Source organism: Thermococcus sp. LS1 (assembly GCF_012027395.1).
Lineage (GTDB): Archaea > Methanobacteriota_B > Thermococci > Thermococcales > Thermococcaceae > Thermococcus.
In genome coordinates this window covers 339,457-361,200 of record NZ_SNUJ01000002.1, presented here as the reverse complement: position 1 = coordinate 361,200, position 21,744 = coordinate 339,457, and the positions used below count along the sequence as shown (strand labels likewise).

The 21,744-nt window shown below is 52.4% G+C and carries 23 protein-coding genes; 12 read left to right on the top strand and 11 right to left on the bottom strand.

What is annotated here, in order from left to right; translation table 11 throughout:
• Positions 1–8 precede the first annotated feature (8 nt).
• Positions 9–1,232, bottom strand: a complete 1,224-nt coding sequence (locus tag E3E26_RS06415) for a BMP family protein (RefSeq protein ID WP_167900464.1) — start codon at positions 1,230–1,232, stop codon at positions 9–11.
• 123 nt (positions 1,233–1,355) lie between these two features.
• On the opposite strand from E3E26_RS06415, the gene E3E26_RS06410 reads away from it, so the two are divergent.
• Both E3E26_RS06410 and ftsY read left to right on the top strand, forming a co-directional pair.
• On the top strand, positions 1,356–1,805 hold the full coding sequence (locus tag E3E26_RS06410; protein ID WP_167900760.1) for a hypothetical protein: 450 nt from the start codon (positions 1,356–1,358) through the stop codon (positions 1,803–1,805).
• A gap of 139 nt (positions 1,806–1,944) precedes the next feature.
• A complete protein-coding gene (ftsY, locus tag E3E26_RS06405; protein WP_167900759.1) occupies positions 1,945–2,850 on the top strand; it encodes a signal recognition particle-docking protein FtsY in 906 nt (301 codons plus the stop codon).
• Positions 2,851–3,368: 518 nt separating this feature from the next.
• On the opposite strand, the gene E3E26_RS06400 is transcribed toward ftsY, so the two are convergent.
• The 3 genes from E3E26_RS06400 to surE form a co-directional block, all read right to left on the bottom strand.
• The gene (locus tag E3E26_RS06400) at positions 3,369–3,857 is read right to left on the bottom strand and encodes a hypothetical protein (RefSeq protein ID WP_167900463.1); all 489 of its coding nucleotides are present in this window, start codon (positions 3,855–3,857) and stop codon (positions 3,369–3,371) included.
• Positions 3,858–4,079: 222 nt separating this feature from the next.
• Complete coding sequence (locus tag E3E26_RS06395) at positions 4,080–5,219, bottom strand: C39 family peptidase (protein ID WP_167900462.1); 1,140 nt, start codon at positions 5,217–5,219, stop codon at positions 4,080–4,082.
• Positions 5,220–5,491: 272 nt separating this feature from the next.
• On the bottom strand, positions 5,492–6,274 hold the full coding sequence (gene surE / locus E3E26_RS06390; protein ID WP_167900461.1) for a 5'/3'-nucleotidase SurE: 783 nt from the start codon (positions 6,272–6,274) through the stop codon (positions 5,492–5,494).
• A 61-nt stretch (positions 6,275–6,335) separates the two neighbouring features.
• Here surE and E3E26_RS06385 point away from each other — a divergent pair, with 61 nt between their 5' ends.
• The 9 genes from E3E26_RS06385 to E3E26_RS06345 all read left to right on the top strand — a co-directional run bounded on the left by E3E26_RS06385 (position 6,336) and on the right by E3E26_RS06345 (position 13,375).
• Entirely contained in the window at positions 6,336–7,307 is a 972-nt protein-coding gene (locus E3E26_RS06385) for an archaeosine biosynthesis radical SAM protein RaSEA (RefSeq protein ID WP_167900460.1), read from the top strand.
• 150 nt (positions 7,308–7,457) lie between these two features.
• Positions 7,458–7,730, top strand: a complete 273-nt coding sequence (locus E3E26_RS06380; RefSeq protein WP_167900758.1) for a 2-oxoglutarate ferredoxin oxidoreductase subunit delta — start codon at positions 7,458–7,460, stop codon at positions 7,728–7,730.
• A gap of 3 nt (positions 7,731–7,733) precedes the next feature.
• Positions 7,734–8,924 carry a 2-oxoacid:acceptor oxidoreductase subunit alpha gene (locus tag E3E26_RS06375; RefSeq protein ID WP_167900459.1) on the top strand — a complete coding sequence of 397 codons (1,191 nt, stop codon included), beginning with the start codon at positions 7,734–7,736 and terminating at the stop codon, positions 8,922–8,924.
• The gene (locus tag E3E26_RS06370) at positions 8,924–9,778 is read left to right on the top strand and encodes a 2-oxoacid:ferredoxin oxidoreductase subunit beta (protein WP_167900458.1); all 855 of its coding nucleotides are present in this window, start codon (positions 8,924–8,926) and stop codon (positions 9,776–9,778) included. Before E3E26_RS06375 ends, E3E26_RS06370 begins: the two co-directional genes overlap by 1 nt.
• A 5-nt stretch (positions 9,779–9,783) precedes the next feature.
• Entirely contained in the window at positions 9,784–10,296 is a 513-nt protein-coding gene (locus tag E3E26_RS06365; RefSeq protein ID WP_167900457.1) for a 2-oxoacid:ferredoxin oxidoreductase subunit gamma, read from the top strand.
• Positions 10,293–11,441, top strand: coding sequence for a 2-oxoacid:acceptor oxidoreductase subunit alpha (locus tag E3E26_RS06360; RefSeq protein ID WP_167900456.1), 1,149 nt, complete (start codon positions 10,293–10,295; stop codon positions 11,439–11,441). Before E3E26_RS06365 ends, E3E26_RS06360 begins: the two co-directional genes overlap by 4 nt.
• Positions 11,442–12,287, top strand: coding sequence for a 2-oxoacid:ferredoxin oxidoreductase subunit beta (locus tag E3E26_RS06355; RefSeq protein ID WP_167900455.1), 846 nt, complete (start codon positions 11,442–11,444; stop codon positions 12,285–12,287).
• Positions 12,284–12,844 carry a 2-oxoacid:ferredoxin oxidoreductase subunit gamma gene (locus E3E26_RS06350; RefSeq protein WP_167900454.1) on the top strand — a complete coding sequence of 187 codons (561 nt, stop codon included), beginning with the start codon at positions 12,284–12,286 and terminating at the stop codon, positions 12,842–12,844. The genes E3E26_RS06355 and E3E26_RS06350 overlap by 4 nt, the downstream gene beginning before the upstream one ends.
• 60 nt (positions 12,845–12,904) lie before the next feature.
• Positions 12,905–13,375 (top strand): DUF192 domain-containing protein, encoded by a 471-nt coding sequence (locus E3E26_RS06345; RefSeq protein ID WP_167900453.1) that lies wholly within the window; start codon positions 12,905–12,907, stop codon positions 13,373–13,375.
• Here E3E26_RS06345 and E3E26_RS06340 read toward each other — a convergent pair.
• Positions 13,372–13,719 carry a 6-carboxytetrahydropterin synthase gene (locus E3E26_RS06340; protein ID WP_167900452.1) on the bottom strand — a complete coding sequence of 116 codons (348 nt, stop codon included), beginning with the start codon at positions 13,717–13,719 and terminating at the stop codon, positions 13,372–13,374. The two genes, E3E26_RS06345 and E3E26_RS06340, sit on opposite strands and share 4 nt — an antisense overlap.
• A 178-nt stretch (positions 13,720–13,897) precedes the next feature.
• On the opposite strand from E3E26_RS06340, the gene metG reads away from it, so the two are divergent.
• Positions 13,898–16,099, top strand: a complete 2,202-nt coding sequence (gene metG, locus E3E26_RS06335) for a methionine--tRNA ligase (protein WP_167900451.1) — start codon at positions 13,898–13,900, stop codon at positions 16,097–16,099.
• A 6-nt stretch (positions 16,100–16,105) separates the two neighbouring features.
• On the opposite strand, the gene E3E26_RS06330 is transcribed toward metG, so the two are convergent.
• From E3E26_RS06330 to E3E26_RS06305, 6 genes are all read right to left on the bottom strand, one after another.
• A complete protein-coding gene (locus E3E26_RS06330; RefSeq protein WP_167900450.1) occupies positions 16,106–17,059 on the bottom strand; it encodes a helix-turn-helix domain-containing protein in 954 nt (317 codons plus the stop codon).
• Positions 17,060–17,119: 60 nt separating this feature from the next.
• The gene (locus E3E26_RS06325) at positions 17,120–18,349 is read right to left on the bottom strand and encodes a hypothetical protein (protein ID WP_240911665.1); all 1,230 of its coding nucleotides are present in this window, start codon (positions 18,347–18,349) and stop codon (positions 17,120–17,122) included.
• Positions 18,350–18,509: 160 nt separating this feature from the next.
• Positions 18,510–19,358, bottom strand: coding sequence for a helix-turn-helix domain-containing protein (locus tag E3E26_RS06320; protein ID WP_167900448.1), 849 nt, complete (start codon positions 19,356–19,358; stop codon positions 18,510–18,512).
• Between the two features lie 38 nt (positions 19,359–19,396).
• Positions 19,397–20,605, bottom strand: coding sequence for a hypothetical protein (locus E3E26_RS06315; RefSeq protein WP_370520094.1), 1,209 nt, complete (start codon positions 20,603–20,605; stop codon positions 19,397–19,399).
• A gap of 55 nt (positions 20,606–20,660) precedes the next feature.
• Positions 20,661–20,942 carry a hypothetical protein gene (locus tag E3E26_RS06310; RefSeq protein WP_167900756.1) on the bottom strand — a complete coding sequence of 94 codons (282 nt, stop codon included), beginning with the start codon at positions 20,940–20,942 and terminating at the stop codon, positions 20,661–20,663.
• Positions 20,943–20,988: 46 nt separating this feature from the next.
• Positions 20,989–21,720, bottom strand: a complete 732-nt coding sequence (locus E3E26_RS06305) for a sulfite exporter TauE/SafE family protein (protein ID WP_167900447.1) — start codon at positions 21,718–21,720, stop codon at positions 20,989–20,991.
• Positions 21,721–21,744: the final 24 nt, after the last annotated feature.

Sequence of the window (21,744 nt, the reverse complement as noted above, 5' to 3'; positions counted from 1 at the left end):
AAAGGTTTTCAACCCATCATCTCGGTCCAGTCGTTGGCGTTCCTTATCTTCTCAATGCCGTCCTTGTCCATTGGCGCTGGAACCTGGATCTCACCGTTGATTATCTTCTGCTTGAGCTCGTCAATGGCCTGCCAGATCCAATCGGGAACCTGCTTTCTGGTCTCCTCGAGCTTGGCGAAGAGCTGGTCCTCACTGTCGAATCCGAGCTCCTGGAGCTTCTGCTTCTTGGTGTCCTCTGGGAGGGAGTTGAACATCTCCTTAACGTCCTCGATAGTGCTTATTCCAACACCGCCCTCCTTGAGACCGAGTTCGACGACACCGCCCTTGAAGGTGCCCTCGACGGCCGCTTTAACGGCGGTGTAGACACCGACGTCAACCCTCTTCATCATGCTTGCGATAATGACGCCCGGCTTGATCCAGTCCTGGGCTGAGTCAACACCGATGGCGAACGGCGGTCCCATGTCCTTACTCTGGGCCTTCAGAGCCTCGGCGACGGCATCAAAGACACCGACACCAGTTCCACCGGCGACCTGGTAGATGACCCAAGCGCCCTGCTGGAGCTGGGCCTGGGCGGCAGCCTTACCCTTAGCCGCGTCGGTGAAGGTTCCGGTGTACTGGTAGATAACGTCGACCTTCTTGTTGGTGCCCATCTTCTGGTTGTAGTAGTCAACACCCCATGAAACACCGAACCTGTATCCAGCCTCGAACTTGTAGAGAACCGGGATCTCCATGCCGAGGACGATACCGACCTTGTCCTTATCGTCGTTGGCGGCGATCATTCCTGCAAGAGCACCGACGAGTGCTGAACCCTCGTTCTCCTTGAAGAGTATCATCATGACGTTGTCTGGCATCTCTGGATCAAATCCGTCGATGATGGCGAACTTCTGGTCTGGATACTTGGCGGCAACCTGCTTAACAGCATCGGTCATCATGAAACCGACAGCGATAATTATCTCATAGTCGCCCTGCTGGGCAAGGGTCTCAAGGTTCTGGAGATAGTCGGTCTCCTTGGCACTCTGAACCTCAACCAGCTCCAGGTTGAAGTCCTTGGCTGCCTTTGAAGCACCGAGATAAGCCATGTCGTTGAAGCTCAGGTCACCCCTGCCACCGACGTCATAGACGATGGCTATCTTGCCCTTGGTAGTGGTCTCTTCTCCCCCACCTATGCAGCCGCTGGCCACGACACTAATGGCCAGGAGGCCGATTAAAAACAGACTTAACCACTTCTTCATGTTAACACCCCTGGAGTTTTCAAAGGTATAACTCCAAGTCGAGATATATACTTTGCGGTCTTGAGAACGCCGAAAATTTGAGAAAGAATTTTAACTGTCCAGTAAAAGTTTTTTGTGATGACCATGCTGAAGGAAATAGCCGAACTGAACTCGGGAATTGTTTTAATAACTGGCGACGGCAAGAGACTCGCGAGGATATACCTCAATGCTTGGAGTAAGAGAACGAAGAACATACTTGTCGAATACCTTCCATTCCAGGTTGATGGGGAAGTTTACATCGGCTCACCTTACGCAGGGGGAGATTTCGATGTTTACCTCATAGTGAACCCACTCTCTCGTTCAAAAGCAGAGAGGGAAAAGCTTCACCGCTGGCTCGCGGAGAACAGGAATAAGCTCATCCTGCTCTACGAGACGAAGTACGTAAAGGACTCAATAACGCGCTACCAGATCAGGGAGCTCATCGACTACCTCGTAGCCTACAAGAGGGAAACCGTCGGCTTTGAAAGGGTCGATGTCATGCGCCTTGAGAATGGAAGGGTAGTGGAAAGCAAGACGTACATCAGAAGGAGCTGATTTATAAACATCACAGGATAACTCACTATCGCCCGATGACGAGCGGTTTCGGGTCTGAGGTGTGATGACACCAGCTATCGCCGAGGGTATTTCATAATAATTATATACGTCCAAGCGTCTCGCTCATCAGGTGGTGAATATGTTCGGAAAGCTGAAAGAGAAGTTAGGCTCATTCGTCGAGAAGGTTTCCCAGACTGAGATAAGAGAGAAAGACGTCGAGAACGCCCTCTGGGATCTTGAGCTGGAACTCCTCGAGGCCGACGTTGCCCTCGAAACGGTGGAGGCTCTCAGGGAGAAGATAAAAGAGAAGCTCGTCGGTCAGAAGGTTAAGATAGGGACAAACAAGAAGGAACTAGTCGAGAAAGCCGTAAGAGAGGCTGTTCTGGAGGTGCTGACCCCAGAGAAGAGGATAGACCTCCTCAAGATGATCCGCTCAAAGGAAGAAAAGCCCTTCGTCATAGCCTTTGTTGGCTTCAACGGCTCGGGGAAGACCACGACCATAGCCAAGCTCGCCCACTGGCTCAAGAAGAACGGCCTTTCCGTCGTCATAGCAGCGAGCGACACCTTCAGAGCAGGGGCAATAGAGCAGGTAGAAGAGCACGCAAAGCGTGTTGGTGTTAAGGTTATCAAGCACTCCTACGGCGCTGATCCGGCGGCGGTAGCCTACGACGCAATACAGCACGCGAAGGCGAGGGGCGTTGATGTCGTTCTCATAGACACCGCCGGAAGGAATGAGCTCAACAGGAACCTTATGGACGAAATGAAGAAGATAGTGCGCGTTACCAAGCCTGACCTTGTCATCTTCGTCGGCGACAGCTTAGCCGGAAACGCCGTGGTAGAGCAGGCAAAGCAGTTCAACGAGGCTGTTAAGATAGACGGGGTAATTCTCACAAAGCTCGATGCCGACGCCCGTGGTGGGGCCGCACTCAGCATAAGCCACGCCATAGGGGCGCCGATACTCTTCGTCGGCGTCGGTCAGGGCTACGACGACCTCAAGCCCTTCGACGAGAAGTGGTTCGTGGAGAGGATTTTTGGGGAGGAGTGAACCTCCCCTCTGCGAATTCTTCATCAGCAGCTGACTCCGAGCTCCATGAGTATGCCCATGAGGACCAAAAACCCCGGCAGAAAGCCCTGGATGGTGAGCAACGCTTTTTCCGTTTTGTCCCTTCCCAGGACTACGCCCACTCCGATTGAGGTGATTGGAAGAAGCCACAAGCCCGCCCGCGTTGTTAGAAAGGGGGATAGAACCACCGATAGGGTTGACAGTCCCATAACCAAACCGGACTTCTTGAAGGCCGGTTCCTTAAGGTAAAGGTGCAGGGCGAGCAGGATGATCGCGGGAAGGAGGACGAGGAAAAGGAAGATGGGCGATGGTGAGTACTCCCTCCAGCAGACGTAGGGCCTCCCAGCGGAGCCGGTCCAGTTCTCGAACTACACCATACCTCCCCTGATGTAGTAATCCTCCAGCCAAGGCAGATTATAGGCGAGGACTAGTCCCAGGCGGTACTCAGCGCGAGGGCAAAGGCGTGGAAAACCTTTCTGGGCATGCTCTTCACCTCTGGGTTATACCTTTGAGGAGATTGCTTGGCTAGCCATTCTCAACACGTCCTCCTCACTTCCCATGGCCACGAGGAGATAAAGGTTAGCCTCATCCACGGTTTCCAGCACGAGTAGGGTGTTGTGGTCCTTTTCAAAGAGGGCCCCATTGGGGAGTGTCTTGACCCTGATGTAACCCGAATTCTCCAGAGAGCTCAGGTAATCCTTGATGTACTTCTCCGGACTTTTATGATACCTGAGATGGAAAGCCTCGGCCACCCTGGACTCTTCCGGTGTTTCTCCATACTTTACCTTTGAGATTATGATGGAGGTCTCCCTGGGGTACACATAGAGTGCCAGATAAACTCTTCCAGAGAGGGTTACGTTTGAGAGGGAGGCACCCGGTAGGATGAGACCAGTCCAGTTCTCGGAAAAGCCTTCGAGTGCCTTAAAGTAGCACTTTGGCCTCTTCCCCGTCCAGTTTGAGAGTTCAAAGTTAAAGAACCCAACGAGCACGTGCCTCGGACTTCCGTTTACAATCTCGTCGAGCGTTAGGCCCTCAAACCTCGCCCGGGGGGAAGCCCGGACCTATCACCACCTGAGGTTTAACGCCACTCACGTTCGCCGGCACCGTTGAGAAACACTGACCTTCCCTATTCAGCCCCACAAAGATGCCACCGACTAATGCTAAAGCCAGAACTAAAAGAAAAAGATGTGAAAGTCCTCTCGCCATTAAATTTACCTCCTGCTAACGAAGACAAACCATGCATCCTTCCAATTTCCGTCTGCTATGTAATGATCTGCGCTGTCCCATGTATCATGAATCTCCCAATAGAATGAAGAGGAATATCCAACGTAGCCAACCACGGTAACTGCATGGTTCCCATAATCCTGGGAGCGGTCTAATGCAGAACCGCCATCGAGCATCAACAGTAAAAGGGGATGGTCATTGTTGATATTAGATATTGCATCATAGAATCCAGTTGAACGGCTTTCCAGCCAAGCATCATAGTCATTTCTGACGAAGTTATTGAGTGTTATCATGTTTGAAATACGCTGGTACTCTTCATGGAGATCTTCTATGCCTGGGGCTACATTGGAAATCTGAGTACCCCCATTTTCATCTGTTTTCATAGTATAGTGAAGAACGTCAATTAACGCCTCTCTATCCCAAGAATCTCGAAGCTGAGGTTCGTAATACGCTATCACCATTGAAGCAGCTATTGGAGCACATCCGTCCCACCAAGACCATGGATCCCCACTGGAACCCATATTGTAGGGATATGGATTTGAATAGCTCCCGGGATCCGTTGTGGTCCAAGCCGGTACATTTGGGATATGTTTTTCTACGTAAGTGGACGCAGGATATATACTACTCGTCTCTAAAGACCGTGTATATGGTTTGGAGAATAACGCGATTCTTTTTGGGAAGGAAACGACCCTGCCATGAATGTCCATGGCTTTCCCGTTCCCTACGTCTATGCTGTAGCTCAACGCACCGTAATAGAGCAATCTGTGCTGTCTCCTTGAGAAGCCCCTGATTCTGGCCGCACCAATTCTTCCCAGCCTTCTGCTCGGTGTTTCTCCCTTCCCGAACTCAAGAACCGAGGGCATGTATCTCTGCGCCGCAACGAGTATAAAACCATCTGGCTTTCCATTCACCAGCACTGTGAACTCGTAGGCACTCTTAGTGCCATTTGGGAAGTAATACACTACCGGCTGAGACAGCTTTGCGTTCTGCCAGTCCTTGAAATTCGGCAGGTTTGAAGATGCCCACTGCAGATGTTTTTGGGCTGTGAGAATTGCCTCGTTGGGCGTTACGTAACTGGCTCCGGCATGGATCTGGCTTATGCTCAGAGCTCCTGCAAAGCTACTCAATACCAAAACGGCAAAAAAACCACAGACAAAACGACTGTTTTTTACTTCTCATAATGAACCACCAAACTTGGTAGATGTAAAACCTCTTAAATAGTTTTTGTGTACTTTTATTTTAAATTGGACGTTTACTCAACTTGTTATTTCTAATAATGAATACAATTGCATAATTCTTAGCTATCCTCTATAACAGCTAGTATTTATGGGACTGTTACAAATGGTACTAACAATCTCGGCAAATATGTGAACAAATCGACGTAGTCACATGCTCGAGTTCATGCCTTTTCATTCAAAATTTTCATCACACTCTCAAAGTCCACCCTCGCTGTCATGTCTATGTTTATCGGCGTCACGCTGATCTTCCTCTCCACCTTTAGGGCGTAAGCATCCGTCCCGGGCTCGAACTTCTCGCACTTCCTGCCGACTATCCAGTAGTAAGGATGCCCCCTCGGGTCGATGCGCTCCTCAATGGTTGGCCGGTACCTTCTCCTCGCGAGCCTCGTCACTTCTATCTTCGTCTCAGGGCTGGCATCGTTCGGGATGTTCACGTTGAGCATGTCAACGCCCTCTGGAAGGCCCTTCTCGAGGACGGCCCTGGCTATTCTCCTCAGGAAGTGGGACGCAGCTGAGAAGTCTATCCCTTCGCCCTCGCTGAGGGTCTTTCCCCAGTCGACCTCGAGACTTATCGCTATGCTGGGAATCCCGTGGGTGGCGGTTTCTATGGCAGCGGAAGCCGTTCCGGAGACTGTTATCTCTGTACTCAGGTTCTCGCCGAGGTTGATACCGCTTATCGCCAGGTCGAAGTGGGTGAACCTTGCGAGAGCAAAGATGACGCAATCAACGGGCATGCCGTCTAGGCCGTAGGCAACCTTTGCCCCAGGCACGTTCACAAGCTTTGCCCTCAGCGGCTTGTGAAGCGTCATGGCTCTTCCGCTGGCGCTCCTCTGGAAGAGGGGAGCAACGACATAAACCTCTCCAAGGTCTTTAACGGCCTCTACAGCGGCACGGATGCCCTTTGAATAAATCCCGTCATCGTTGGTTATGAGTATCCTGAGCATACTATGGACTAAGGCCTCACCTTTAAAAACCTTGATTTCCAGCCTAAGCTGGTGTTAAAAGATGACGTACTGGACGAGTGAGGACAACGTTGCTGGAAAGCCCGGGACTGCACTCTTCATAATCCTGCCCACGATAGGCTGCTATCGCTTTAGGATAGGCCAGGCCTGCTACATGTGCGCGTACCCAACGGCAGCCCCGAAGGTTAGATGGAGCCAGGATGCCATAGTCGATTACGTTAGAGAGGCCCTAAAGAAGGTAGAGGGCAGGGAGAGAGTCGCGGTGAGGATGTTCACCTCAGGTTCATTCCTCGACAACGGTGAGCTGAAGCCTGAAACGAGGAGAAAAATCTTCGAGATTCTTGCTGGAATGGAGAATGTAGAGGAGATTGTGATAGAGAGCAGGAGCGAGCTTGTCCGCTACGACGCAGTTAAAGAGCTCGCAGAGATAGTTCCAGACAAGCATTTTGAGGTAGCCATAGGGCTTGAAACCTCCAACGATGATATAGCCGACGTTTCAATAAACAAAGGCAACACCTTCGACGACTTCGTTAAGGCTGCAGAGATAACACACGAAGCGGGTGCGAAGGTGAAAACGTACCTCCTCCTGAAGCCAATCTTCCTTGGTGAGCGCGACGGCATAGAGGATGTCAAGGCGAGCATCATAAAAGCCGAGCCCTACACGGACACCTTCTCCATAAATATCACGGACATCCAGAAAGGGACGCTCTACGAGAGACTCTGGGAGAAGGGTGAATACCGTCCGCCCTGGCTCTGGAGTGCGGTAGAGATACTCCTGTGGGCAAAGAAGCGCTTCCCGGACAAGAGAATCCTGAGCGACCCTGTTGGAGCGGGTTCAAGACGTGGCCCCCACAACTGCCTCACCGACTACGACAGGCAGATAGGCAGAGCGATAAAGAAGTTCTCCGCAACGCAGGATCTCAAATACATCGAGAACCTCAAGCCCGAGTGCAGGGAGAGATGGGAATATATAGTCGAGAACGGTCTCCTCGACTGGCAGCTGATGACGTGGTGAAGGGATTTCGTTTTTGAAATACTTTTTATGCTCTCTTTTCGCCTCCTTTTTAATGTCTGCCGGGCTTCTTTGATGAGCAGAGATGCACACCCACGAAAGCTTTAAATGTTTACATACGTAAACGGGTTTAACAAATCGCGGGTGATGATTATGGCAAACGTCGAAGGGAAAACCGTGGTTGAAAGGAATGGCTACCTTGTGGTTGGAAGGGCCGAGGGTGTTGTGGAAATCGATGTCGATACTTTTCTGTGCAAGGGCTGTGGCATCTGTGTTGAAATGTGCCCGAGGAAAGTCTTTGAGTGGAGCAAGGAGCTGAGCGAAAAGGGCGTGCACTACCCGGTTCCGGTGCACGCCGAGAAGTGTGTTAAATGTAAGCTCTGTGAGCTCCTCTGCCCGGACTTTGCCATAGCGGTAAGGTGGTGACTCATGATAATCCGAGGCGATGAGCCTGAGCAGCTCAGGCTTTTGAAGAGGCTTTACAAGCCGGGCAACTACTTCTTGCAGGGCAACGAGGCCGTTGCATACGGTGCGCTCTTTGCAGGCTGTCGTTTCTACGCGGGATATCCGATCACCCCCTCAAGCGAGATAGCCGAGACGATGGCGAGAGAGTTGCCCAAGCTTGGCGGCTACTACCTTCAGATGGAGGATGAAATCGGAAGCATTGCTGCAATGGTAGGAGCTTCTTGGACTGGATTCAAGGTCATGACTGCAACGGCTGGACCAGGATTCTCGCTCATGCAGGAAAACCTCGGCTACGCGGTAATGACTGAGACTCCCCTCGTTCTGGTTGACGTTCAGAGAAGTGGTCCAAGCACGGGGCAGGCCACCAAGGGCGCTCAGGGTGACTTCTTCCAGGCGAAATGGGGAACTCACGGGGACCACCCGATAGTTGCCGTCTCACCGATAAGTGTTGAAGATGCCTTCTGGGAAACTGTGAGAGCCTTTAACATCTCCGAGAAGCTCAGAACTCCGGTTGTTGTGCTCTTCGACGGTGTTCTTGCCCACACGAGGGAACAGATAAGAATCCCCGACGTGGAAGAAGTCGAGATAACCTACCGCAAACTGCCAAAGAATGAGGAAGAGGCAAAGCTTCCCTTCGGAGACCCGCACGGCGATGGTGTCCCACCGATGCCCCTCTTCGGCCACGGCTACTTCACCCACGTAACCGGCTCCACACACAAGGAGAACGGTCTTAGGGACGTTTACACCCCGGAAGTTCACGACAGGCTCGTGAGAAGAATCCACAGGAAGATAGAGCAGAATAAGCACGTTTATGAGAAGTACGAGGAGTACTTCACGGATGATGCAGAGATACTCGTCGTCAGCTGGGGCGTTACCGCGAGACCCTCACTCGGAGCGGTACTGAAAGCCAGGGATGAAGGAATAAGGGTCGGCCTCTTCGTTCCGAAGACCGTCCACCCGTTCCCGGGGAAGAGGATAAAAGAGCTCGGAAAGAAGGTTCGCGCAATACTTGTTCCCGAGATGAACCTTGGCCAGCTAATCCTTGAAGTCCAGCGCTTCGTCAACGACGACGTTCTTCTCAAAGGCGTGAACAAGATAGGCGGTGTTCCTCTGACCGTTGAGGAAATCCTGCGCGAGATAAGGGGTGTTGCCTGATGGCGAAGGAAATCTATTCCACTTATCCGATGGTCAAATATCTCCGTAAGGAGGCCCTGCCCACAGCCCTCTGCCCCGGATGTGGTGGGGGAACCGTTCTCAACGCCTTTGCAAATGCAGTTGACCAGCTTAAGATAGACCCGAAGGATTTGGTCGTCGTCAGCGGTATAGGCTGTTCCGCATGGATTGCCTCTCCATACTTCCTCGCCGACACCCTTCACACGACTCACGGGAGGGCAATAGCCTTCGCGACGGGAGTTAAGGTCGGTTTGCCGGACAAGAAGGTCGTCGTCATAAGTGGCGACGGTGATCTGGCCAGCATAGGCGGAAACCACCTCCTCCACGCCGCGAGGAGGAACATAGACATAACGGTACTCCTCGTCAACAACTTCATCTACGGAATGACCGGCGGCCAGGTGGCTCCGACGACACCCTTTGGGGCAAAGACCACCACCAGCCCCTACAGAAACATAGAGCACCCGCTCCAGATCTCTGAGACCGTTGCCGCTGCTGGAGCTTCATACGTGGCAAGGTGGACTACCGCCCACGTCTACCAGCTTATAGAGAGCATCAAGACGGCCCTCCAGGTTAAGGGATTCTCCCTCGTCGAGGTCATTTCCCAGTGTCCTGTCCAGTACGGAAGGAGGAACAAGATGAAGGAGCCGGCAGAGATGCTCCGCTGGTTCCTCAAGAACAGCGTCCCCGTGAGCAAAGCTAAGAAGATGTCACCGGAAGAGCTTGAGGGCAAGTTCATCATCGGCGAGATAATCAACAGACAGAGGCCCGAGTTCACCGAAGAGCTGAACAAGCTTATTGATGAAGTCCAGGAACATTTCGGCCTTAAGGGGGAGTGAGAGCCATGCAGATTAGGTTCGCAGGCATAGGCGGCCAGGGTGTCGTCCTGGCCGGTGTTATCCTTGGCGAGGCGGCCGCGATTGAGGGTCTGAACGTTCTTCAAACACAGGACTACAGCTCGGCCTCCCGCGGCGGTCACTCCATAGCGGACGTTATCATCTCAAAGGAGCCAATTTACGATGTCATTGTCACCAAGGCTGACGTTCTGGTTGCCCTTCACCAGCTCGGCTACGACACCGTTAAGGATGAGCTGAAGGAAGACGGCCTTCTCATCATCGACACCGATCTCGTTAAGCCCGATAGAGAGTACATCGGCGCGCCCTTCACGCGCCTGGCCGAGGAGAACACCGGGCTCGCTTTGACTGTTAACATGGTAGCCCTTGGCTATCTGGTCGCGAAGACCGGTGTTGTGAAGAAGGAGAATGTGGAAGAGGCCATAAGGAGGCGCGTCCCAAAGGGGACGGAGGAGATAAACATCAAGGCATTCAATGCCGGCTATGAGGAGGGATTGAAATGAGATACCCGTTTCCTGTCGGTAAGAGCGACTTCATCCAGGGTGATGAAGCCATAGCAAGGGCGGCCATCTTGGCAGGCTGTCGCTTTTACGCTGGCTACCCGATAACTCCCGCGAGCGAGATTTTCGAGGCCATGGCGCTCTATATGCCGCTCGTCGATGGAGTGAGCATACAGATGGAGGACGAAATAGCAAGTATCGCCGCTATAATCGGCGCATCCTGGGCAGGGGCCAAGGCCATGACGGCAACGAGCGGCCCCGGCTTCTCGCTCATGCAGGAAAACCTTGGCTATGCTGTAATGACGGAAACGCCGATAGTCGTTGTCGACGTCCAGAGAGGCGGCCCGAGCACGGGTCAGCCGACGTTAGCTGCACAGGGAGACATAATGCAGGCAATATGGGGCACCCACGGCGACCACAGCCTAATCGTTCTCAGCCCGTCAACCGTTCAGGAAGCCTTCGACATGACGATAAGGGCCTTCAACCTGGCTGAGAAGTACAGAACTCCTGTGGTCCTCCTTACCGACGCCGAGATAGCCCACATGCGCGAGAGGGTGTACATACCTAATCCGGACGAGATAGAGCTTATAGAGAGGAAGCTCCCCGCCAACGAGGAAGAGGCGAAGTATCCCTTTGGGGACATCCACGGCGATGGAGTTCCACCGATGCCGATATTCGGCAGGGGCTACCGCACCTACGTCACCGGTTTAACCCACGATGAGCGCGGAAGGCCGAAGACCGTTGATGCCGAAGTCCACGAGAGGCTCATCAGGAGGATAATCGGCAAAATTGAGAACAACAAGCATGACATAATCTCCTACGAGACCTACGCGCTTGATGATGCGGAGATAGCAATAATCACCACTGGAATAGTCGCCCGTTCAGCCATCAGAGCGGTCAAGTTACTGCGCGAGAGGGGCATCAAAGCAGGCCTGCTCAAGCTCAACACCATCTGGCCCTTTGACTTCGACATGATTGAAGAGCTGGCGGAGCGCGTGAAGAAGATATACGTGCCGGAGATGAACCTCGGACAGCTCTACCACCTTGTCAGGGAGGGAGCAAACGGGAAAGCCGAGGTCGAGCTGATAAGCAAGATTGGCGGCGAGGTTCACACTCCGATGGAGATAGTCGAGAAGGTGGTGGGCTGAATGTACCTGAAGTCCGCTTACGAGATTCGCGATAAATACTTGAGAAAGGACATGCTCCCGACGATATTCTGCCCGGGTTGTGGAATAGGCTCGGCCCTGCAGTACACGCTCAGAGCCATAGACGACCTCGGCCTCAACCCGGACGAGATAGTATGGGTCAGCGGTATAGGATGTTCCTCCCGCGTTCCGGGATTCGTCAACTTCGATGGCCTACACACGACCCACGGAAGAGCCTTAGCGTTTGCCACGGGTATAAAGCTAGCCAATCCAAAGCTCAAGATCATCGCCTTCATGGGTGACGGTGACGCGGCAGCTATCGGAGGAAACCACTTCATCCACGCTATAAGGAGAAACCTCGACGTCACGGTGATACTCATCAACAACTTCACCTACGGAATGACCGGCGGCCAGGTGGCTCCTACAGCCCTCAAAGGCCTGCGCGGAACTACTGCTCCCTACGGTCAGTTTGAGAACCCCTTTGATATAGCAGATCTTGCCGTTTCAGCCGGGGCCAACTACGTCGCCCGCTGGAGCGTCTTCAACTACCTCCAGGGAATCAACAGCATCAAGAAAGCACTCCAGAAAGAGGGCTTTACGCTCGTTGAGTTCCTCTCGCCGTGTCCGATAAGCTTCGGAAGGAGGAACAGGATGAAGACGTCTCCAGAACTGCTCCGCTGGTACCAGAAGATAACCGTGCCGATAAGCAAGGCCAAGAAGATGTCTCCGGAGGAGCTCGAGGGCAAGATAGTCATCGGCGAGTTCGCCGACAGGGACAGGCCGGGTCTCGTTAGGGAGTACGAGGAGTACAAGAAGAGGGCCAAGAGGATGATGGGGTGGGAAGAATGAGGAAGGAAATCCTCTTCAGCGGTTTCGGCGGCCAGGGTGTTATCCTCGCCAGCGTTATCCTTGGCAGAGCCGCTGCCGTTTATGAGAACCTCTACGCGGTTCAGACGCAGGCATACGGGCCAGAGTCAAGGGGTGGAGCGAGCAAGGCTGAGGTGGTGATAAGCGACGAGCCGATCGACTATCCCAAGACCCTCCACCCGGACTGCGCGGTCTTCTTCTCCCAGGAGGCCTACAGCAAGTACCTCCACACCGTCAAGGAAGGAGCCACAATAATAGTCGAGAGCGACCTCGTGCCGCACCGCGATGAGGAGTTCGAGAAGAAGCTGAAGGTTTATGCCCTCCCTCTAACGGAGATAGCGGAGGAAACCACCGGCCTTAGCTTAACAATGAACATACTCACCCTCGGCCTGCTGGTCGCTCTAACGGACGTCGTGAGCAGGAAGGCAATAGAGAAGGCCGTTCTTGACGCTGTCCCAAAGGGGACGGAGGAGATAAACCTCAGGGCGCTCCGCAAAGGCTTTGAGCTCGGCGAGAAAGCCAAAAAAGGCGAGCTCTGAGTTTGTCTATTTTTCTCTCATTTCCCAAAAACTTATCAACCCGGGGGTGGAGTTGGTTCTATGCTTGTAAACGAGACCAAGGGCAAGATATGGCACGGAAGGGTAAGGCTCGCGGACACATTCTTCAAGCGGTTTAGAGGCCTAATGCTGGTTAGAGACATCAACTACGCCCTTGTTTTTGTATTGCCAGCCGAAACGAAGGCTAACGCTTCGATTCACATGTTCTTCATGCTGAGTGATATCGACGTTATCTGGCTTGACTCCTCCCGTCGGGTGGTGGATTTCAAGACCGCCAGGAAGTGGCGAGTCTATGTCCCTAAGAAGGCCGCCCGGTACATCATCGAGAGTCCAGTTGGGATGATAAACGTCCTCGAGGTTGAGGAAGGGGATTTAATAAGCTGGTCACCAACCGAGGAGAAAAGCAAGGCCGTTCCGGTAAAGATTTCGCTGCCGGAGAAGATTTCCTTTGAAGGTTCGAACGGCATAGCAATGGCCGAGAGCGTTAAGGAAATAAGGGCGGAGAAAGCTTAAAACTCAAACTCCACGCCGTTTTCCTCGCCTTCCCAGAGGACTATCCTCTGAATCCTTATGCCATCGGGAAGCCTCTTCTCAATCTCTCCCGCTATCCAGAGGGCAACGTTCTCGGTCGTCGGGTTCTCAAAGAGGGCGTTGAGGTTCCTGTGATCGAGCCTCTCGATAATTTCATTGACTATTCTTCTCAGCTCAAGGAAGTCCATAACGTAGCCGTTCCTCAGCGGGCCCTCAAGGGCAACCTCAAGCCAGAAAGTGTGGCCGTGGATCTCCTCAGGCTTTCCATCTATGATAACGGCATGGGCCGCCTCGAATTTGAAACGCTCAACGATGCGGGACTTCATTTTACTCACCTTGACTTTCTTACCATCCGAAACCCAAATTAGCGCCAACGCCCTAAAACCTTTGGGATCCATTTATGTATAACTCAACATATTTTCGGCCTTTAAAAATAACCCACCGTAATGCTTAAAACCCGCAGGTCTTATAAGGGGCTAAAACGACGGTGTGGCGGTGGTTAAAATGGTCAGGTACATGGTGACTTCCGCTCTTCCCTACGCCAACGGGCCGATTCATGCTGGACACCTTGCTGGAGCATATCTCCCCGCGGATATATTCGTCCGCTATCTGAGGCTCAAGGGAGAGGAAGTGATTTTCATCAGCGGAACCGATGAACACGGGACACCGATAACCTTCAGAGCGCTCAAAGAGGGGAAAAGCCCGAGGGAGATAGTCGACTACTATCACGAGCACATCAAAACGACCTTCGAAAGGGCCAAGATAAGCTTCGACTACTTTGGCAGAACTGAACTGCCAGTCCACTACCGCATAAGCCAGGAGTTCTTCCTAAAGGCCCTCGAAAACGGCCACCTCGTTAAAAAGGTGAGCAAGCAGGCTTACTGTGAGCACGACAAGATGTTTCTCCCGGACAGGTACGTCATAGGCACATGCCCCTATTGCGGTGCCGAGAACCAAAGGGGCGACCAGTGTGAGGTCTGCGGCCACCCGCTCACGCCGGAAGAGCTCATAAACCCGCGCTGCAACATCTGTGGCAATCCAATAACCTTCAAGGACTCTGCTCACTATTACATAAAAATGCAGGACTTCGCAGAAAAGCTGAAGGAGTGGGTGCAGAGCCAGGAGCACTGGAAGCCGAACGTCAGGAACACAGTCCTCGGCTGGATTGAGGAGGGCCTTGAGGAGAGGGCCATAACAAGGGACTTGAACTGGGGCATTCCAGTGCCGCTCGACGATGAGGACGTCAAGGGCAAGGTTCTCTACGTCTGGTTTGAAGCACCGATAGGGTACATCAGCATAACCATCGAGCACCTCAGGAGGGAAGGCAGAGAGAACGAGTGGAAGAAGTTCTGGCTCAACCTTGACGGACAAACAAAGGTCATCCACTTCATTGGCAAGGACAACATACCCTTCCACGCGATATTCTGGCCGGCTTTCCTGATGGCCTACGGCAAGTACCAGGACGGAGAGACCGAGGCCGAGTGGCTCCTTCCGTACGACATCCCCGCCAACGAGTACCTCAACCTGGAAGGCAAGAAGTTCTCAACGAGCAGGAACTGGGCCATCTGGGTGCACGAGTTCCTCGACGCCTTCCCGGCTGACTACCTCCGCTATTACCTCACCGCCATAATGCCCGAGACGAGGGACAGCGACTTCAGCTTCGCCGACTTCAAGACAAAGATTAACGAGGAGCTGGTGAACAACCTTGGAAACTTCGTGCACAGGGCTCTAACCTTCGTGAACCGCTACTTCGACGGCGTCGTCCCCGAAAGGGGCGAGCTTGATGATCTGGACAGGCAGGCCTTTGAGGAGATTGAGAAAGCTCTGAAAGAGACGGGCGAGCTGATAAGCACCTACCGCTTCAAAGACGCTCTCAGGCGTGTAATGGAGCTGGCAATCTTCGGCAACCGCTACTTCGACTACCAGAAGCCGTGGAAAACAGCCAAGGAAGACCGCGAGAGGACAGCAACAACTGTTAATGTCTCGCTCCAGATCGTCAAGGCCCTTGGAGTGCTCCTCGAGCCGTTCCTGCCGGATGCCAGTGAGAAGATATGGCACCTGCTCAATCTCGAGGAGACCAAGCGCTGGGAGTTCACCGAAATTCCCGCTGGCCACAGGGTTAGGAGGGCCGAGATTCTCTTCAGGAAGGTCACTGACGAGGACATAATATTCTTCATCGTGAACTACATAGCCAGGGGCAACCCTGAGAGCGCAAGGCTGCTCCTTGACAAGTACCACAGGGCAGACGACGTCGTTAAGGTTGCCCTCGAGAGGTTCGGTGAGAAGCGTAAAGATGAAGCCACGGCAATCCTTAAGAGCATATACGGCGAAAGGCTTGAGAAGAAGGCCAAAAAGGAGAAGAAAAAGGAGGGTGGGAAAATGGAGTACGTCAAGTTCGAGGACTTCATGAAGCTCGACTTGAGGGTTGGAAAGATTGTTGATGTGCAGGACCATCCGAACGCGGACAAGCTCTACGTGGTAAAGGTCGACCTCGGTGACGAGGTCAGGCAGCTCGTCGCTGGACTCAAGAAGTACTACAGCAAGGACGACCTCCTCAACCGCTACGTCGTCATCATAGCCAACCTCGAGCCCAAGAAGCTCAGGGGAATAGAGAGCCAGGGAATGCTGCTGGCAGCGGACGACGGTGAGAACGTTGCCCTCCTCATGCCAGACAAGGAGGTAAAGCTTGGGGCAAGAATAAGGTGAGGGAGCTCAAAGCCTGAGCTCCACCCAGTTTTCCCTCTTCTTCTTGTAGACCCTCACGAGGCCCTGCTTTTCGAGCCTCTGAAACATTCTCCAGGCAGTTGTCTTCGGGATTCCGAGCGTCTCCCTGACCTCGGACTGCCTTGCCTTTCCGCCTCTGTCGAAAAGATAAAGCAGTGCTTTTTCTTCATCCTTTGTCAAGTCGTATTCCGTGAGCCTCTTTTCAAAGTCCTCCCTGCTGATGCTTGGTGCCGATCCGCTCTCTTCCCTACCCCCCTTCAGGTAGATGAAGCCGCCTATGGCGAGGGCAAGGAGAGCGAGTATTCCAATCGTCGCCCAGCTGGTGGAGCCACCCGAGGGGGTTTCAGTTGACGAGCCAGTGGTTGAGGGTGCGGTGGAGTTAACGAAACTTTCAGAGGCAGATGTTCCCGAGATGGACTGGGTAGTCTGTGTCTGGGCCGTCTCTGTCCCAGCTGGCAGGTATTCCAGAACATAGGAAACCGTCTGATTGCCCGCAGGCATGACGATTGAGTTGCCGTTTATCTCGAGGGGGATGTCGCTCAGGTCAACAATGACAGCATTTTCGGGAAAAGTTATTTTGACAGGTATATTTGAGCTAACACGGACGCTCCATATGGCCCTGTTCTTGACGGTCAGGTCGGGGGTGTAGTAGGTTATCTTAATGCCAGTGGCGTTTTCAAAATACACGATGAGCTTGGAGCCATTTATTTCATAGGGCAAAGGACTGCCCTTTTCATCAATAACGACTAGGCCCTCAACGTTGGCCGCAAGAAGGGGAATAGCAACGCTTACAGTATAGTTCTCCGGCTGGATAACCTCAACTACCTTAACGTATCCATCGGCATATACGGTAATGCTGATGGACGTGATGGTGTACTGCCCCGCGACAAGGGGCAAGAGCATGACTGCAATTGCGAGTACCACCGCTGCCTTTGTTTTCATCCCAACACCCCCAAGAAGTTGAGAGAATCACCTTAAAAAATATGAGTAAAAAAGGGACGTTCACTCGTCCTCCTCATCACTGTAGTCCTCATCCTCGTAGTCGTCGCTACTACTTCCCTCGTCCGAGTCATTATACTGGCCATCGTCGCTTTCGTGGTCATCATGTTCTTCGTAGTCTCCACTTTGGTCATCCGCCTTGTAGTCCTCATTCTGGTCGTCGTGGCTCTCATCGTCCTCATACTCATCATCGTACTCCTTTTCTTCGTGCATCTCTTTCTCAATCTCCTTGGTTTCGTCGACTATGTCCTTGAGCTCTTCGTTGATGTCGTGGAGCATATCAAGCGCTTCCTCGTACTGACCACTCTCAACGAGCTGGGTAAACTGTTCGTACATCATCTGCAACTCCGCAAAGTCTTCCGCTAGATAAGTTGCGTTGATGATAGTAGAGTTCTGGAGCATGGCCATTAACTCCTGCATGAGCTTCATCTGTTCCTGGAGCTTTTCCATGAAGGCATAGCTTATCTCCTCTGCCTTGGCGTCCACTATCTGCTCGGTCAGCTCCTCAACGGCGTCTTCGAGCTTGTCCATGAGCTCTTCTGCATAATCAAGGTCGTTCTCAAGCTTCGTTATGTTGCCGTCGGTGTTGGCGATGTCCTGGGCAACCACTAGATAAGCCTCTTTTGTCTGGTTGTAGAGCTCTACAACAGCGGTAACGTTGAGGCCTTCAGCCTGAGCCTCCTTAATTACCTTCTCAACATACGGGAAGTATTCAGCTGCCCTGTTGAGTTCTTCCTTAGCCTCCATAATGAGTTCATAGTACTCATATTGCTCCTCTATCTGGTGTTCCTGGTGATCTGTGTAGTAGTCCATTAGTTCTTCAACTGCCTCCTTGTAGAGTTCTAGTGCAGACATCGATGCGTTTATACTCCCTTCATAATTTCCTGCATAGTAAAGATCCCACGCCTCTTTCCTCATTGTCTCCGCTTGGTAATATGCCTCCAATGTCCAGTTTGGCAAGGTAACGTTACTCACGTTGAGATCGGCTATCATATTGGCAGTGTAGTTCGCGACGTTATCCACTATAATCAGGAGGTTATACGCCGCTGTCTGGAGGCTAGTATTGGTGGTGTTCGTGACGTTGGTCATGTTGGTAGCATTTACTAACAGGGTTCCGTTGGCTGGTGCAGTAACGTTGGTGGTCTCAGTAGCGTTTACACTGGCAGCCCACGCTGCAGTGCTAAGGGGTATCAGTGCCCCTATAAAGAGCACCAACAATGTTTTCATACTCATCTTCATGGCTCTCACCTTGATAATGATTAGGCACGACTAATATATTAGGAACCCGCTGGAATTTTCGTGTTTCAGAACGTTTCCCCACGTTTCCATAGGGGAAATTAGAAATTGAAAGGCCAGAAATAAACTTTTAAGGCTAGAGAAACTCATGTTCTGGTTAAAACCTCAGCTCCACCCAGTTTTCCTTTCTGCCCTTTATAACCTTCACCAGCCCTTTCCGCTCCAGGCGCTTGAACATCCTCCAGGCAGTAGTTTTGGGAAGTCCAATGGCCTCCCGTACCTCCGCCTGACTCGCTCTGCCGCCTTTGTCAAAGATATAGAGCAGGGCCCTCTTTTCCTCATCGTTTAGCTCGAGTCCCTCAAGCCTCCTCTCAAACTCCTCGCGCGTGAGCTTGGGTCTTTCCACCCTCCCGCTGCCTCTCCCTTTGATGAGATATGCGACTATACTCCCAACCGTGGCAGCACCAACGAGGAGAGCAATGAGGAGGTAGTTCGACGAGTTCCTCTCAGAAGTTCCCGTATACTGGATTGTGTAGGAGACGCTCTGATTTCCGGAAGGCATAGTTATGGAGTCGCCTGCTATTTCAAGAGGAATGTCACTCAGGTCAACCACTATGGAGTTCTCTGGGAGAACCACGGTGAAAGGACTCTCAGACGAAACCTTGAGTGTCCAGACAATGCCCTCCTTGGATGTTAAGTCGGGGGTATAATAGGAGACCCTGACGACCTGGGCATCCTCTGAGTAAATCAAAAGGCTACCGTTATCTAGCCGGAAGTTCAGGGGGTTCCCGTTCTCATCCTCTACAAAGAGGTTCTCATAATGCTCTCCGAGGAGGGAAACCTCAATTTGAGAGGCGTAATCAGCGGGGAGGAGCTCGTATTCAACCTTAACGTAGCCGTCCTCGTAGACGGTCAGAACCAGAGACGAGACGGTATACTCTCCACTAACCACCGGAACGAGAATGAGAGCCGTTATCATGAATATCACGAGCGACTTCCTCTCCATTTAAGCATCCCTCCAAATCAAATGAAAAAAGGGAAAGGTCATGCATGGGCAAGGATGAACTCGTCGACCCTGTGGAGCATGTCCAGGGCTATTGCGAAATGAGCCTTGGCCTGGAGCGGCTTCCTGTCCTTAAGGAGTTCAACGCCGATCCTGAGCTCCTGCACCGCGACCTTCAGCTGAATCTCCGCGGGGATGGTGTCCACGCCCTCCCTCTTGAGCTCGGCCAGCGCCTTGGCATCCTTCTCAATCCTGTTCTTCATCTCCATGAGGAATGCTCTCACGTCCTTGAGCTTCTCCTCGAGCTCCCTTTCGTAGACCTTCATCCTAATGAACTCAATGGCTTTTTGGAATTCCCTGATGGTTTCTCTGTTTTCATCCATTACTTTGAGGGCCTCCTCCCACTTGCCCTCGTCGGCAAGGGTCTTCACCTCATTGTACACCGCGACGAAGGCATCGAGTCTCTCCTGGAGCTCGGTGACGTTATAGCCGTTCTCCCGGGCCTTCTCGATTGCCTGCTGGGCTATTTCTATTCCTTTCTCGCCCTTGATGAGGAACTCCTGGACTATCTTATCTGCGTTGGCATAGGCGAGCTTCTCGCGAACCTTCCTCAGCTCTTCGTCAAGTAGGGCCTTCTTCTCCTTGGCGGCTTCATAGTCAGCCTTGGCCTTCTCTATGTCTCCGGCCTTCAGATCATCGAGGACGAGCTTGTATGCCTCTTTGGTCTCGTTGTAAAGCTGAGTTAGATTGCTCACGTCGATCCCCTGGTTCTGGGCGAACCTGATGGTCTTCTCGACCATCTGGAAGTACTCCATCATCCTCTCCGTCTCGATCCTGATGCGCTCCCTGAGATCCTGAACCCTATCTGCCGCTTCCTGAAGTCTCGAGAGGGCGAGCTTGTAGTAGTGCATCGCCGTCAGGCTGTCCAGGATTGAGTTGTAGTAATCGCCAGCCTCGTATTCACTGATAGCTCTGTCCTTATATTCCTCTGCGGTTTCATAGTTGGCCAATATGCTGGAATTCTCGGGCAGCTTGTCCTTAATAGGTTCTATCTTATCCTCAGCAAACTTACTCAGCCTCTGCAGCTGGTTAATGAGCTGCTCCGCTATCACCATCTCCCTGGTGCTGTTGTCCAGAAGGGTTGCATCGCTTGCAGTGGCGTTGTCTTCGGCCATGCTCAGTGGAACGACGCTTCCAAGCAGCAACAGGACGAGGGCAAGTGCCCCCCACTTTGTGCCTACCATCGGCATCACCGTTCATACCTACTGGCTCAACCTATTTGAGGAATCCTGTGAAAAGTACGTTTCACACCGTTCCATTCTTCTCAAGCTCCCTTATATGCAGAGCAGCGGCACAAATTTCCTCAATTATGCTTCCAAACGTTGGAATATCCCCAAACTGAGCATATAAGCTTCCGTAGTTCGGATGCCACGCATCGACTTGCTTTCTGTCTTTAGCAGTGATTATGTAGACTACCCATCCCCTTTCCTCGAGTGCCTCGATGAGCTTCCACGCATTGGTCATATCACTCTCATCCTTTATCTCAACCCCGTACTCAGACTTAACAGCCTCGAAAAGTTCATCCATTTTTGCCACCGTTAATAGTTCGTCAACGGGCTAATAAACGTGAGCCTTAGAGGAGCATCTTCAGTGCCACGATAATGAGAAGGGCGGAAAAGGCCCTCTTGAGGTGGCAGGGGTGAAGTCTGTGAACCAAAAGGGCACCGATTCTGGCCCCCACAAGCAGACCTGGGGCAAGTAGGAGTGCGGTATGAACGTCAACCTGACCGAGGCGGTAGTGACCGAGAGAACCGGCAAGGGCGGTAAAGAAGAGCGCCAGACTCGAAGTTCCAACGGCATATCTCATGGGGATTCCGACGTAGGCATGGAACAGAGGGACGTTCAGAATTCCCCCGCTGATGCCCAGGAGACCGGACGTTAGTCCCGAGGCAACCCCCACGACGGAGATCTTTGATGTTTCAATCTCTTTCTCTTCAAACTCGAAGGTGCCCCTGCCCCGCCACATTCTAAATGACAGATAGACAAGAAGCAAGGCAAAAACAAATTTAAGGGTTCTTTCGGGAAGTAAAGACGATATATATGCCCCAATTAATGCGGCAGGAATTGAAAAGGCTTCTTTAATCAGGACAACCCTGTAGAGTACCGTCCCTCTTCTTACGTGGGTAGCTACCGCGGAAAGGGAGCTGAGGACTATGCACGTCAAACTCGTGCCTATGGCCACGTGTATCGGGAGGCCGAGTATCGTGAGGGCGGGAACTATGAGAAATCCCCCTCCAACCCCAAAAAGACCGGCTATGAGGCCAATGCCAAGGCCGAGGATGAAGTCTAGGAGGTAATTCAGCATAAAAACTCTTTTTAGGGGGAGCGT